Annotated in this window: 13 protein-coding genes, 1 rRNA gene and 1 pseudogene; 10 read left to right on the plus strand and 5 right to left on the minus strand. The window is 74.0% G+C overall.

The features are described 5' to 3' along the window. The first annotated feature begins 53 nt into the window (after positions 1 to 53). Positions 54 to 170, plus strand: a 5S ribosomal RNA gene (gene rrf, locus JKP76_RS10300). Between the two features lie 175 nt (positions 171 to 345). Here rrf and JKP76_RS10305 read toward each other — a convergent pair. Then, positions 346 to 1,005 (minus strand): DUF2461 domain-containing protein, encoded by a 660-nt coding sequence (locus JKP76_RS10305; RefSeq protein ID WP_200490747.1) that lies wholly within the window; start codon positions 1,003 to 1,005, stop codon positions 346 to 348. Beyond that, complete coding sequence (locus JKP76_RS10310) at positions 1,002 to 1,607, minus strand: GNAT family N-acetyltransferase (protein WP_200490748.1); 606 nt, start codon at positions 1,605 to 1,607, stop codon at positions 1,002 to 1,004. The genes JKP76_RS10305 and JKP76_RS10310 overlap by 4 nt, the downstream gene beginning before the upstream one ends. Before the next feature lie 63 nt (positions 1,608 to 1,670). Here JKP76_RS10310 and JKP76_RS10315 point away from each other — a divergent pair, with 63 nt between their 5' ends. Next, positions 1,671 to 2,903 (plus strand): winged helix-turn-helix domain-containing protein, encoded by a 1,233-nt coding sequence (locus tag JKP76_RS10315; RefSeq protein ID WP_200490749.1) that lies wholly within the window; start codon positions 1,671 to 1,673, stop codon positions 2,901 to 2,903. Here the strand turns inward: JKP76_RS10315 and JKP76_RS10320 are convergent. Then, complete coding sequence (locus JKP76_RS10320) at positions 2,857 to 3,273, minus strand: YkvA family protein (protein ID WP_309229827.1); 417 nt, start codon at positions 3,271 to 3,273, stop codon at positions 2,857 to 2,859. The genes JKP76_RS10315 and JKP76_RS10320 overlap by 47 nt on opposite strands. A 40-nt stretch (positions 3,274 to 3,313) precedes the next feature. Between JKP76_RS10320 and thyX the strand changes: the two genes are divergently transcribed. The 6 genes and pseudogenes from thyX to JKP76_RS10345 all read left to right on the plus strand — a co-directional run bounded on the left by thyX (position 3,314) and on the right by JKP76_RS10345 (position 8,093). Further along, the gene (gene thyX, locus JKP76_RS10325) at positions 3,314 to 4,066 is read left to right on the plus strand and encodes an FAD-dependent thymidylate synthase (RefSeq protein WP_200490751.1); all 753 of its coding nucleotides are present in this window, start codon (positions 3,314 to 3,316) and stop codon (positions 4,064 to 4,066) included. A gap of 63 nt (positions 4,067 to 4,129) precedes the next feature. Further along, complete coding sequence (locus JKP76_RS10330) at positions 4,130 to 4,936, plus strand: thymidylate synthase (protein WP_200490752.1); 807 nt, start codon at positions 4,130 to 4,132, stop codon at positions 4,934 to 4,936. A 22-nt stretch (positions 4,937 to 4,958) separates the two neighbouring features. After that, positions 4,959 to 5,099, plus strand: a pseudogene (locus JKP76_RS22345) (dihydrofolate reductase); the annotation flags it as partial. A gap of 94 nt (positions 5,100 to 5,193) precedes the next feature. After that, entirely contained in the window at positions 5,194 to 5,475 is a 282-nt protein-coding gene (locus JKP76_RS22350) for a dihydrofolate reductase (RefSeq protein ID WP_309232906.1), read from the plus strand. A 10-nt stretch (positions 5,476 to 5,485) separates the two neighbouring features. Beyond that, positions 5,486 to 6,382, plus strand: coding sequence for a 4-hydroxy-tetrahydrodipicolinate synthase (gene dapA / locus JKP76_RS10340; RefSeq protein WP_200490753.1), 897 nt, complete (start codon positions 5,486 to 5,488; stop codon positions 6,380 to 6,382). A gap of 10 nt (positions 6,383 to 6,392) precedes the next feature. Next, positions 6,393 to 8,093, plus strand: coding sequence for a ribonuclease J (locus JKP76_RS10345; protein WP_200490754.1), 1,701 nt, complete (start codon positions 6,393 to 6,395; stop codon positions 8,091 to 8,093). Here the strand turns inward: JKP76_RS10345 and JKP76_RS10350 are convergent. Next, positions 8,068 to 8,598: a GNAT family N-acetyltransferase gene (locus JKP76_RS10350; protein ID WP_309232907.1), complete on the minus strand. Its 531-nt coding sequence runs from the start codon at positions 8,596 to 8,598 to the stop codon at positions 8,068 to 8,070. The two genes, JKP76_RS10345 and JKP76_RS10350, sit on opposite strands and share 26 nt — an antisense overlap. Then, entirely contained in the window at positions 8,595 to 10,172 is a 1,578-nt protein-coding gene (locus tag JKP76_RS10355; RefSeq protein WP_309232908.1) for a S9 family peptidase, read from the minus strand. The genes JKP76_RS10350 and JKP76_RS10355 overlap by 4 nt, the downstream gene beginning before the upstream one ends. 23 nt (positions 10,173 to 10,195) lie before the next feature. Here JKP76_RS10355 and JKP76_RS20830 point away from each other — a divergent pair, with 23 nt between their 5' ends. Next, positions 10,196 to 10,549 carry a hypothetical protein gene (locus JKP76_RS20830; RefSeq protein ID WP_242471258.1) on the plus strand — a complete coding sequence of 118 codons (354 nt, stop codon included), beginning with the start codon at positions 10,196 to 10,198 and terminating at the stop codon, positions 10,547 to 10,549. A gap of 73 nt (positions 10,550 to 10,622) precedes the next feature. Beyond that, positions 10,623 to 13,112 (plus strand): DNA translocase FtsK, encoded by a 2,490-nt coding sequence (locus JKP76_RS10360; protein WP_200490755.1) that lies wholly within the window; start codon positions 10,623 to 10,625, stop codon positions 13,110 to 13,112. The last annotated feature ends 4 nt before the right edge of the window (positions 13,113 to 13,116 follow it).

Below are 13,116 nucleotides of genomic sequence, written 5' to 3' on the forward strand. Positions count from 1 at the left end.
CCACTGTGCGGTTCTGAACGCACGAACCAGACGATGGTTCAAGTTCACAGAGTTACGGCGGCCATGGCGAGAGGGAAACGCCCGGCAACATTCCGAACCCGGAAGCTAAGCCTCTCAGCGCCGATGGTACTGCCCTGGAGACGGGGTGGGAGAGTAGGACGCCGCCCGGACAACCATTCCCGAAGGGGCCCCAGCATCCGCGCTGGGGCCCCTTTCGGCGTCCCCGAGAAACGCCGCTCGTCCCGGGAGGAGCAGACGTGTGTACTGCGGAAACGAAGCCCTGGCTTTCCGCGGAGAAGCGGGCCGCCTCTCCGCGGACCGGCAGCCGGCTTCTGTAGGGGTAGGTCAGCGGCGGGGTTCCTTCGTGGTGGCGCCGACGTTGTCGGCGAGCCACGCGTTGAGGGTCGCCAGGTCGCGCCACGCGTCGCGCACGCGGTCCAGGGCGGCCGGGGTGTGCAGCCAGTCGGTCGGCGTCCAGTTCCGCGTGGCGTGCAGCGCCTTGTGCTTGAGCAGCTCGATCCGCTCGTCGTCGGCCGAGTAGCCGGCGGGCACGCGGACCAGCCGGTCGCCCTCGATCGCCCAGCCGGCGGCGCGCAGTCGCTCGACCTCCGCCTCCAGCAGCGGGCCCTGCACCGGGTCGGCGACGGCTCGGCGGTAGCGGGCCACCTGGTCGCTCTCCAGCCGCCAGCTCCCCCCGGACACCAGCAGGCCGTCGGCGGAGATCTGCACGTACCAGGAGCCGGCGCCGCGTCCCTCGGGCGTCACGACTGCCCCCTGGTGCGTCTTGTACGGCGTCTTGTCGTGGCTGAACCGGACGTCCCGGTAGGGGCGGAACACCTTCGCGGTCCCGAACTCGGCGCTGAGCTCCTCGAGCAGGGCCAGCACGGGTGCGCGGACGAAGGTGTCGTACTCCGCCTTGTGCGCCGTCCAGAAGGTCTTGCTGTTGTCCGCCTCGAGGCCCTCGTAGAACACCAGCCCCTCGTCGGGGAAGCCTGCGAAGCTCACCTGCGGTCTCCTTCGTCGAGGTCGTCGTCCAGCAGTGCGTGCCAGCGGAGCTCCCGCAACGGCGCAGCCCCGGTGTCCAGCGTCCGTGCCCAGCCGTCGGGTGCCCAGCCGGCGGACTCGAGGAAGGACGCCGAGGTCCGGTCCTGCTCGGGCAGCCAGGTGCGCAGCTCGGCCACCCCCTGTGCCCGGGCCAGGTCGACGACGGCAGCGAGCAGCCGGCTGCCGTGGCCCCGTCGCCCCCAGCGCGGCTCCACCAGGAGGGTCGAGATCTCAGACAGCGGACCGGCGTGCGACCGCTGCTCGTCCTCGTCCTCGTCCAGCTCGGCGGGCGCGACGGCGGCGAACCCCACCACCGTCTCGCCCTCGAGCGCCACCAGCACGAGGTGCCCGGGCGTCGGCGGGGACGCGACGGCGGCCCGCCAGGACTGCGCCGCGGAGTCCTCGTCCCAGGTGTCCAGCACCTCGGGAGGCAGCAGCGTCCGGTAGGCCGTCCGCCAGGCGAGCGCCTGCACGCGGGCGATGTCGGCCGCCTCCGCCGGCCGCGCGGGACGGACCTGCACGTCGGCGGTGCCGGTCAGTCGGGGGAACGGCGGCAGGGTCACGCCCGCGAGCCTAGGCAGCCCCAGGGGCGCGGGCTGTCGGTGGCTGACGGCAGGATCTGCTCCGTGACCGGCCCCGAGCACCTCCCGGCCCCGCTGGCCCGGCGCATCGCGCTCGCCGCCCAGGGCTTCGCGGTGCCGCGCCCGGCCACGCCCGTGGGCACCCGTCAGCTGCGGGCGACGGCGGAGCGGCTGGCCGTGGTGCAGATCGACTCGGTCAACGTGCTGTCGCGCTCGCACTACCTGCCCTTCTTCAGCCGGCTCGGTCCTTATCCGCGGGCCGCGCTGGACGCGTTCACCGCCGGCCGCGGCACGGTGTTCGAGTACTGGGCGCACGAGGCGTCCTTCCTGCCGGTGCGGCTGCACCCCTACCTGCGCTGGCGCATGGCGGCCGCCGACTCGCAGGCGTGGGGCTCCATGACGCGGGTCGCCCGCGAGCGCCCCGAGTACCTGTCCGCCCTGGTCGAGCGGATCCGCCGGGACGGGCCGCTGCGCGCGGCCGAGCTCGGCGAGACCCGCCCCGACCGCCCGGGCAGCATGTGGAACTGGCACGAGGGCAAGGCAGCCCTGGAGTACCTGTTCTTCACCGGGGTCCTCACCACGCGCGGGCGCACCGCCGGGTTCGAGCGCGTCTACGACCTCACCGAACGCGTGATCCCCGCCGCCGTGCTCGCCCAGCCGGTGCCCGAGCGGGCCGACGCCGTCCGCGTGCTGGTGCGCACCGCCGCCCGTGCGCTCGGCGTCGCGACCGAGACCGACCTGCGCGACTACTTCCGGCTCTCCCCGGCGGACGCGCGCACCGCGATCGCGGAGCTCGCCGACGCCGGCGAGCTGCTGCCGGTCGAGGTGGCCGGGTGGGGGCGGCCGGCGTGGCTGGACCCGGCGGCGCGGCGGCCGCGCTGGATCCGGGCGCGGGCGCTGCTGAGCCCCTTCGACTCCCTGGTCTGGGAGCGACCGCGGGTGGAGCGCATCTTCGGCTTCCGCTACCGGCTGGAGATCTACACCCCGGCGCCCAAGCGGGTGCACGGCTACTACGTGCTGCCCTTCCTGCTCGGCGACCGGCTGGTCGCCCGGGTCGACCTCAAGGCCGACCGGCGGGCCGCGGTGCTGCGCGTGCAGGCCGCGCACGCCGAGGACGGCGTCGACCCGGTCGAGGTGGCGCGCGAACTGGCCGCGGAGCTGCGGCTCCTGGCCGACTGGCTCGAGCTCGAGGCCGTGGAGGTGGTCGAGCGCGGGGACCTGGCCGCGGAGCTCAGCCGCGCGGTGCACCCGCTGCCGGCAGCCCGGCCAGCCGTCTGACCAGCGCGAGCCCCGCAGGACTCCCGGCCCAGTGGCGGGCCAGCGCGTCGTCCCCGGCGCGGCGGACCACCGCGCGCAGCGCCCACGCCACGACGACGACGTCGTCGGCGTAGCCGAGGACGGGGACGACGTCGGGGACCAGGTCGATCGGCGAGAGCAGGTACCCGAGCAGCAGCCACAGCCGGACGCGGACCCCGCGGGGGAGCGAGCCGTCCGCGGCCAGCCGGCGGACCAGGCGGACCAGGTCGGGGAGCAGACGCAGCGCCTCGCGCGGCGCCAGGGTGCGGGAGCGCCACAGCAGGAGCAGCAGCAGGAGCCAGAGCAGCACCAGGCCGCCACCCACGGCGACGAGCACCCGCAGCGGCTCCACGCGGCCAGTCTGCCCCCGCCCCGGCCGTACGCTCGGCGGCGTGCCCGACATCGTGCCGCTGAAGGTCCAGGTCGTCGCCCAGACCCAGTTCACCCCGCCGGCCGACGTGCCGTGGGAGACCGACGCCGACGGCGGGCAGGCGCTGGCCGAGTTCGCCGGTCGGGCCTGCTACCAGTCCTGGGACAAGCCCAACCCCGCGACGGCCACGAACGCCGCCTACCTCCGGCACCTGCTGGAGGTCGGCCACCTCTCCGTCCTCGAGCACGCCTCGGTGACCATGTACCTCACCGGGGTCTCCCGGACCCTCACCCACGAGCTGGTGCGGCACCGGCACTTCTCCTACAGCCAGCTCTCGCAGCGGTTCGTCCCCGAGCAGGACGCCGCCGTGGTCGAGCCGGCCGCGATCGCCGCCGACCCGGAGCTGCATGCGCTGTTCGAGGCCGCCACCGGTGCGGCGGCCGAGGCCTACGAGCAGCTGCGGGCCGGGCTGGAGCGGCGGGTCGGGGACGGGCCCGGCGCGGGCCTGAGGCGCAAGCAGGCGCGGCAGGCCGCGCGCTCGGTGCTGCCGGCCGCCACGGAGACGCGGATCGTCGTCACCGGCAACTACCGGGCCTGGCGGCACTTCGTCGCGATGCGCGCCAGCGAGCACGCCGACGTCGAGCTCCGCGCGCTGGCGATCGCCTGCCTGCGCGAGCTGCAGCGGGTGGCCGGCAACGTGTTCGGCGACTTCCGGATCAGCGCGCTGGCCGACGGCACGCACGTCGCGGCCAGCCCGCTCGTCGGCGAGGGCTGAGGCCCGTGGGGCGTCTGCGACGGCCCCGCCCGCCGGTCGGTCCCCGGCCGTAGTCTCGGGTCCGTGGCAGCGGCGATCGACACCCAGTACGAGGACCTCCTGCGGCGGATCCTGGAGCAGGGCACGCCCAAGCAGGACCGCACGGGGACCGGCACCCTGAGCCTGTTCGGGGAGCGGCTCCGGTACGACCTGTCGGAGACCTTCCCCCTGGTGACGACGAAGAAGGTGCACTTCAAGTCGATCGCCGTCGAACTGCTGTGGTTCCTCCGCGGCGAGAGCAACGTGGGCTGGCTGCGCGAGCAGGGCGTGACCATCTGGGACGAGTGGGCGTCGCCCGAGGGCGAGCTGGGCCCCGTCTACGGCGTGCAGTGGCGGTCCTGGCCCGCGCCGGACGGGCAGCAGATCGACCAGATCGCCGCCGTCCTCGACACGCTGCGCTCGGACCCCGATTCCCGCCGCATGGTCGTCTCGGCCTGGAACGTCGGCGCCCTGCCGGAGATGGCGCTGGCGCCCTGCCACGCGCTGTTCCAGTTCTACGTCGCCGACGGCAAGCTCTCCTGCCAGCTGTACCAGCGCAGCGCTGACATGTTCCTCGGCGTCCCGTTCAACATCGCGAGCTACGCGCTGCTCACCCGCATGGTCGCCGCGCAGGTCGGCCTGGAGCCGGGTGACTTCGTCTGGGTCGGCGGCGACTGCCACGTCTACAGCAACCACGTCGCGCAGGTCACCGAGCAGCTCTCCCGCGACCCGCTGCCGTTCCCCACGCTGGAGCTCGCGCCCGTGCCCTCGCTGTTCGACTACACCTACGACCACTTCACCCTCGGCGGCTACCGGCACCACCCCGCGATCCGCGGCGCCGTCGCCGTCTGATCGGCCGCTGCCGGTGATCGGGATGGTGTGGGCCCAGGGGCGGGGCGGGGTGATCGGTGCCGACGGCGGCCTGCCGTGGCACCTGCCCGAGGACCTGGCGCTGTTCCGGCGGCTCACCACGGGGTCGACGGTCGTCATGGGCCGGCGCACGTGGGAGTCGCTGCCCGAGCGCTTCCGCCCCCTCCCCGGCCGGCTCAACGTCGTCCTGACCGGCGATCCGGCGTGGTCGGGCCGACGGGGCGCGGACCGCCGCCTCGGTGGAGCAGGTGCTCGCCGAGCACCCGTCGTGCTGGGTGATCGGCGGGGGAGCGGTGTACGCCGCGTTCCTGCCGCACGCCGGTCGCCTGGTCGTCACCGACGTCGACGTGGCGGTCGAGGGCGACACCTGGGCGCCGCCGCTGGACGAGGGCTGGACCCGCACCGCACGCACCCCCGACCGGGGCTGGGCGGAGTCGACGTCGGGCGGGCTGCGCTACGCGGTGTCGGAGTACGAGCGCGCCGCCGTGGGCGGGCCGGTGCCCGATCGCGCGGATCGGTAGATTCAGACCCATGACCACCGACCCCGCCCGACCGTTCGGGCGCGTGCTCACGGCGATGGTCACGCCGCTGGCCGAGGACGGGTCGATCGACCTCGCCGGCGCGCAGGAGCTGGCCGCGCACCTGGTCGACCGCCAGTCGCACGACGGGCTCGTGGTGACCGGGACGACCGGCGAGGCGCCGACCCTCAGCGACGGCGAGACCAACGCCGTCCTGGAGGCGGTGATCGACGCGGTCGGCGACCGCGCCACGGTCATCGCCGGCGTCGGCACGAACGACACCGCCCACTCGGCGGAGCGGGCGCGGGCCGCGGAGCGGCTGGGCGCCGACGGCCTGCTGGTCGTCACCCCGTACTACAACAAGCCCCCGCAGGCCGGCCTGCTGCGCCACTTCACGACGGTGGCCGACAGCACCGACCTGCCGGTGCTGCTCTACGACATCCCGCACCGCTCGGTGATCCCGATCGAGGTCGAGACGCTCGTCCGCCTCGCCGAGCACCCGCGGATCGTGGCGGTCAAGGACGCCCGCGGCGACTTCGGCGCGCTGGCCTGGACCCGTGCGCGCTCCGACCTGGCGTACTACAGCGGCGACGACATGCTGAACCTGCCGATCCTCGCGATGGGCGGCGTCGGCGTGGTCAGCGTGGTGGGCCACCTGGCCGGGCCACGGCTGGCCGAGCTGGTGGCCGCCGTCGAGGCCGGTGACCTGGCCCGGGCCCGCGCCGTGAACGACAGCCTGCTGCCGGTCTACACCGGCATCTTCCGCACCCAGGGCGCGATCCTGGTCAAGGCGGCGCTCAACGCTCTCGGCCTGCCGGCCGGCCCGCTGCGGCCGCCACTGGTCGAGGCGACCGACGAACAGCTCGCGCAACTGCGCATCGACCTCGCCGACGGAGGCATCGACCTGTGAGTGACACCCGATGAGTGGCGTGGTCACCCAACCGCACCTGGACCTCAAGGCCCCGCCGCCGCTGCCCGAGGGCGGCCTGCGCGTCATGGCCCTGGGCGGCCTGGGCGAGATCGGCCGCAACATGGCGGTCCTGGAGTTCGACGGGCAGCTGCTCGTCATCGACTGCGGCGTGCTCTTCCCCGAGGCGGAGCAGCCCGGCGTCGACCTGATCCTGCCGGACTTCGGCGTCATCGAGCACCGCCTCGACGACATCACCGCCGTCGTCCTGACCCACGGCCACGAGGACCACATCGGGGCGATCCCGTACCTGCTGCGGCTGCGCGAGGACATCCCGCTGGTCGGCTCCCGGTTCACCCTGGCGCTGGTCAAGGCCAAGCTGCGCGAGCACCGCATCGACCCCGTGCTGGTCGAGGTCGCCGCCGGGGACGACCACCTGGCCGGCCCGTTCCACTGCGAGTTCATCTCGGTGAACCACTCGATCCCCGACGCCCTGGCCGTCGCGGTGCACACCCCGGCCGGCCTGCTCGTGCACACCGGCGACTTCAAGATGGACCAGCTGCCGCTCGACGGCGTCCTCACCGACCTGGGCGCCTTCGCCCGGCTCGGCGTCTCGGGCATCGACCTGCTGCTGGCCGACTCGACCAACGCCGAGGTGCCCGGCTTCGTCACCCCCGAGCGCAGCATCGGCCCGGTCCTCGACGACGTCTTCGCCCGCGCGACGCAGCGGCTGATCGTCTCCAGCTTCGCCAGCCACGTGCACCGCATCCAGCAGGTGCTCGACTGCGCGCACAAGCACAACCGCAAGGTGGCGCTGGTGGGCCGCTCGATGGTCCGCAACATGGGCGTCGCCCGCGACCTCGGCCTGCTGCACATGGCACCCGGCCTCATGGTGTCGCTCGACGACGCCGCCAAGATGCCGCCCGAGCAGGTCGTGCTGGTGAGCACCGGCTCCCAGGGCGAGCCGCTCTCGGCGCTGGGCCGCATGGCCCGCGGCGACCACCACCAGGTCACGATCGAGCCCGGCGACACCGTCGTCCTCGCCTCGTCGCTGGTGCCGGGGAACGAGACGGCCGTCTACAAGGTCATCAACGGGCTGTCCCGCCTCGGCGCCACCGTCGTGCACAAGGAGACGGCGAAGGTGCACGTCTCCGGGCACGCCCCGGCCGGTGAGCTGCGCACCCTGCTCAACGTGGCCAAGCCGCGCTACCTGATGCCCGTGCACGGCGAGTGGCGGCACCTGCGCGCCCACGCCAAGCTCGCCGAGGAGACCGGCATGCCGGCCGACCGCGTGCTGCTCGCCGAGGACGGTGTGGTCATCGACCTGGTCGACGGCAAGGCCTCGATCGTGGGCAGCGTCCCCATCGGCGACGTCTACGTCGACGGGCTCAACGTGGGCGACGTCGGCGAGGAGTCGCTGCAGGCGCGGCGCATCCTCGGCGACGAGGGCTTCGTCGCCCTCACTGTCGTCGTCGAGCCCTCGACGCGCACCATCGTGCGTCCGGTGCACCTGTCGACCAAGGGCTTCTCCGATGACCCGTCGACCTTCGACGAGGCGCTCCGCCTGGTCGAGGACAACCTGCGGCGCGCGCTGCAGGACGACGACGTCGACGCGCACCGCCTGTCGCAGATCATCCGCCGGACCGTCGGCAAGTGGGTGTCGGACAAGCACCGCCGCCGCCCGATGATCATCCCGACGGTCCTCGAGGTCTGATCTCGCGCCGCATCGCGGCGCGGGGCCAGCGGTCGAGGCCGTGCGCGGCCTCGACCCGGCGGATCTCCCGCAGGCCCGCGGAGAGCTCCGCGGGGTCGACGGGGGAGAAGCCCAGCCGGCGGTAGTACGGGCCGTTCCACGGCACGTCCACGTAGGTGGTGAGGGTGACCGCGGGCAGCCCCCGCTCCCGGGCCCAGGTCGCGAGGTGCTCGACGAGCGCCCGGCCGTGGCCGTGCCCCGCGGCGTCGGGGTGCACGCTCACCTGCTCGAGGTGCGCGCAGCCGTCGACGACGTCGGCGAGCAGGTAGGCCACCGGCCGGTCGTCGTCGTCGGTGCGGACCCACGCCCGGCCGGCGTCGGCGTAGCCGCGCAGCTCCTCGAGCGCCGGCGGCTCGTCGTCGGCGACCAGGTGCATGCCGAGCCCGGCGAACGCCCGGCCGGCGGCGCGCTCGATCTCCCGCAGGCGCGGCAGGTCGGCGACCGTCGCCGGCCGGATGACGGTCACAGGGCGACGACGTCGATCGGGGTGATGTCCTCGTCCGCCGGGAGGTCGAAGCCCCAGACCTGGGCGTAGAACGACAGCTCGCCGTCCAGCGCGGCCCGGATGTTGGCCGCCTGGCGGAAGCCGTGCTGCTCGCCGGCGAAGAGCAGGTAGGCGTGCGGCACACCCTTGGCGCGCAGCGCCGCCACGATCGCCTCGGCCTGGTCGGGCGGCACGATCGCGTCCTCGTCGCCCTGGAACACGGCGAGCGGGGTGTCGAGGGCGTCCACGTGGTTGATCGGCGAGCGCTCCGCGTAGACGTCGGCGCCCGCAGGCCACGGCGCCACGAGCCCGTCGAGGTAGCGGGACTCGAACTTGTGCGTCTCGGCGGCCAGCGCGCCGAGGTCGGCGACGCCGTAGTGGCTCGCGCCGGCGGTGAAGACCCCCGGGCGCATGGAGAGGGCGGCCAGCGTCGTGTACCCGCCGGCCGAGCCGCCGCGGATCGCCATGCGCGCGGGGTCCACCCGGCCGGCGTCGGCCAGGTACCGGGCGCAGGCGACGACGTCGTCTAGGTCGACCACGCCCCACCGGCCCTGCAGCGCGTCCCGGTACCGGCGGCCGTAGCCGGTGGAGCCGCGGTAGTCGACGTCGGCGACGCAGAACCCGCGCGAGGTCCAGTACTGCACGGCGAGGTTGAGCACCGGGGAGGCGGCCGAGGTGGGGCCGCCGTGGACGAGCACGAGCAGCGGGGGCAGCGCGCCGTCGGGCGCGGTCACCTCCGGGTTGGCCGGCGGGTACACGAGGGCGTGCGCGACGCCGATGCCGGTGCCGCCGTCCTCGGTCGGGAAGCTCACGTGCTCCGGGCGGGAGAACCAGGCCGGGTCCAGCCCGAGGTCGCGCGCCGGGCGCAGGACCACCGGGGCGTTCCCGTCCAGGGGCACCCGCAGCACCACCGGCTCGCTGTCCGGGCCACCGGCGACGCAGACGACGTCGTTCCCGGCCGCGACCAGGTCGCGCAGCGCCGCGTAGGCCAGCTCGACCTCGCGCAGCCCGCCGTCGGGGGAGCGGACCACCAGCCGGTCGCGGCCCTCGCGCCCGTGGGCCAGGACGATCCGGCCGTCGTCGAGCAGGGCGAAGCGGCTGGCGCCGAACACCCACTGCGGCCCGGCGATGTCGCTGCCGACGTCGAGCACCAGCTCGGCCGCGGCACCCGCGCGCCACCGGTACAGCGACCAGACGTCCGTGCGGTCGCAGAGGAACCACAGCGCGCCGTCGGGCGCCCACACCGGCTGCACGACGGACTCGCCCGGTCCGCCCGCGACGACGGTCTCGCTCCCGTCGGCCGCCCGGACCACGAGCTGCGCGGCGTCCCACGGCATGTGCGGGTGGTCCCACTGCAGCCAGGCCAGCTCGCCGCCGGGCCCGGGCCGCGGGTCGGAGACGAAGTCGGGGCCGCTCACCAGCACCTCGGCGCCGTCGGGGCCGATGCGCACCACCTCGTTCACGACGTCCGCGGCGGGGGCGTGCTCGGCGGGGTGGTGCTCGCGGACGGCGAGCACGCCGCCGGCGACGGCGGTCAGGTCGGCGTGCCGGGACACCGGCGCGCACCGCGGGCTCCGGCGTGACGGCGACGGGGGAGGCGCTGCCCGGGTCGAGCCGGTACAGCCGCTGGTCCGAGAACTCGGTGAACCACAGCGTGCCGCCGGCGACCGTCCAGGCCCCGCCGCCGTACTCGTGCACGCGGGTGCGGGCGTTCCACGGCGCGGGCAGCACGTCGCTGACCGCGCCGTCGGCAGCCCGCCGCACGATCACCGACCGGCCGCCCTCGTCGGGCCGGGACTCCGACCACCAGACGTCGGCGCCGTCGACGACGACCTCGCCGATCCGGGCGGCCGCGCGGACCACCAGCTCCGAGGTGATCGGGGTCGGCCAGCTGCCGGGGGTGCGCGTCGGGCTCATGCCTGTGACGTTATGAGATGGGTCGCCGGTGCGGGACACGACGCTCTGCCTGCCCGTTCGCGGCCTCCGAGCGGATTACCGTTCGACGCATGCCTGCCCGCACCACGTCGAGCCGCCCGGCGTCCTCCCGGAGCCGCTCGGGTTCGACCGCTGCGAGCAAGAAGCGCCCGGCCGCCCAGCGCTCCGGCAACCGCCGCCCGGCCGCCAAGAAGAAGCAAGACAGCGGCTTCAACCTGTGGCGTGCCGCCAGCGGCACCTGGGGGCTGCTGGCCCGCGGCGCCGGCGGCCTGGCCCGCTCGGTCGCCCGGCCCGAGGAGGCCGAGCCGCTCGCCCCCGAGCACCGTCGCGACGGCGTCGGGCTGGCGTTCCTCGGGCTGGCCGTCGTCCTCGGCGCGGCCGCCTGGAGCAACGGGATCGGCCCGGTGGGGGAGGCCCTGACCGACGGCGTGCGCTGGGTCATCGGCGCCCTGGTCGTGGTGCTGCCCGTCGTCCTGTTCTTCACCGCGCTGCGGCTGCTGCGCAGCGGACCGCGTCCGGAGGCCCGGGGCCGGCTGGTCATCGGCTGGCTCTGCACGATCGCGTCGGTGCTCGGTATCGCCCAGGTGGTCGGCGACCCGGCCGACCCCGAGGCCGGCCTGCCCGGCTCGGGCGGGCTCGTCGGCTGGGCCGTGGGCACGCCGCTGGTGGCCGGCCTGGGCAGCGCGGTCACCATCGTGCTGCTGTCGCTGCTGGCGTTCTTCGGGCTGCTGGTCATCACGGCCACCCCGGTGCACCAGATCCCCGAGCGGATGCGCGAGCTCGCCGACCGGCTGCTGGGCCGCAACGACTACGACGACGAGTACGACGACGACGAGTACGACGAGGAGCCGCCCGCCCCGGCGACGCGGCGGTCCCGCCGGAAGCTGTCGGAGGACCTGCTCGCCACCGGCCCGATCGACCACGGGGCGATGGCCGCGGCCGTCGACGCGACCCTCACCACCGAGCCCGAGCACACCGAGCTGCGCCCCGCCCCGCCGCGCCCGCCGGTCGTCGACCGCACCTCCCCGCAGGAGGAGCTGCCGCCGATCACCGAGCCGGAGCAGCTGTCCATCCAGCCGGTCGAGGGCGACTACGTCCTCCCGGCGCTGTCCATGCTGCGGCCCGGCGATCCGCCCCGGGCGCGATCGAAGGCCAACGACGTCGCGATCGAGGCGATCAGCGGCGTCCTCGAGCAGTTCAACATCGACGCCGCGGTCACCGGCTTCACCCGCGGGCCGACGGTCACCCGGTACGAGGTCGAGCTCGGCCAGGGCGTCAAGGTCGAGAAGATCACCCAGCTGACCAAGAACATGGCCTACGCGGTGGCCAACGACAACATCCGCATCCTGGCGCCGATCCCGGGCAAGTCCGCTGTCGGCATCGAGGTGCCCAACACCGACCGCGAGAAGGTCAGCCTCGGCGACGTCCTGCGCTCCGGGGCGGCCAAGCAGGACCCGCACCCGATGCTCGTGGGGCTGGGCAAGGACATCGAGGGCGGCTTCGTCTGCGCCAACCTGGCGAAGATGCCGCACCTGCTGGTCGCCGGCGCCACCGGGGCCGGCAAGTCCAGCTGCGTCAACTCGATCCTGACCTCGCTGCTGCTGCGGGCCACGCCGGACCAGCTGCGGATGATCCTGGTCGACCCGAAGATGGTCGAGCTGACGCCGTACGACGGCATCCCGCACCTGATCACGCCGATCATCACCGACCCGAAGAAGGCCGCCACGGCGCTGGCCTGGCTGGTCGAGGAGATGGAGCAGCGCTACCAGGACATGAAGTCCACCGGCGTGCGGCACATCGACGACTTCAACCGCAAGGTCGAGAAGGGCGAGATCACCGCGCCCCCCGGCAGCGAGCGGGTCTACCGGCCCTACCCCTACATCCTGGCGATCGTCGACGAGCTCGCCGACCTGATGATGGTCGCGCCGCGCGACGTCGAGGAGCACATCGTCCGCATCACGCAGAAGGCGCGTGCGGCCGGCATCCACCTGATCCTCGCCACGCAGCGCCCGTCGGTCGACGTCGTCACCGGTCTGATCAAGGCCAACGTGCCCTCGCGGCTGGCGTTCTCCACCTCGAGCCTCACCGACAGCCGGGTCATCCTCGACCAGCCGGGCGCGGAGAAGCTCATCGGCATGGGTGACGCGCTGTTCATGCCCATCGGCGCGGGCAAGCCGATGCGCGTGCAGGGCGCGTTCGTCACCGACGCCGAGATCGAGGCGGTCGTCGAGTTCAGCAAGCGCCAGGCCGAGCCGGAGTACCGCGAGGAGGTCTTCTCGGCGGGGTCGACCGGCGAGAAGAAGGAGATCGACGAGGACATCGGCAACGACCTGGACCTGCTGCTGCAGGCGGTCGAGCTGATCGTCACCAGCCAGTTCGGATCCACCTCGATGCTGCAGCGCAAGCTCCGCGTCGGGTTCGCCAAGGCCGGCCGGCTCATGGACCTCATGGAGAGCCGCGGCATCGTCGGCCCGTCCGAGGGCTCCAAGGCCCGCGACGTGCTCATCAAGCCCGACGAGCTCGAGGCGACGCTGTTCACGATCCGGGGCGGGGCGGACTGACGCG

It is taken from the genome of Blastococcus sp. TML/C7B (genome assembly GCF_016612845.1).
Lineage (GTDB): Bacteria > Actinomycetota > Actinomycetes > Mycobacteriales > Geodermatophilaceae > Blastococcus.

Coding starts and splice junctions, on each gene's coding strand:
- dapA (WP_200490753.1), top strand. CDS start 5,486: ATGACCACCGACCCCGCCCGACCGTTCGGGCGCGTGCTCACGGCGATG.
- JKP76_RS10345 (WP_200490754.1), top strand. CDS start 6,393: ATGAGTGGCGTGGTCACCCAACCGCACCTGGACCTCAAGGCCCCGCCG.
- JKP76_RS10360 (WP_200490755.1), top strand. CDS start 10,623: ATGCCTGCCCGCACCACGTCGAGCCGCCCGGCGTCCTCCCGGAGCCGC.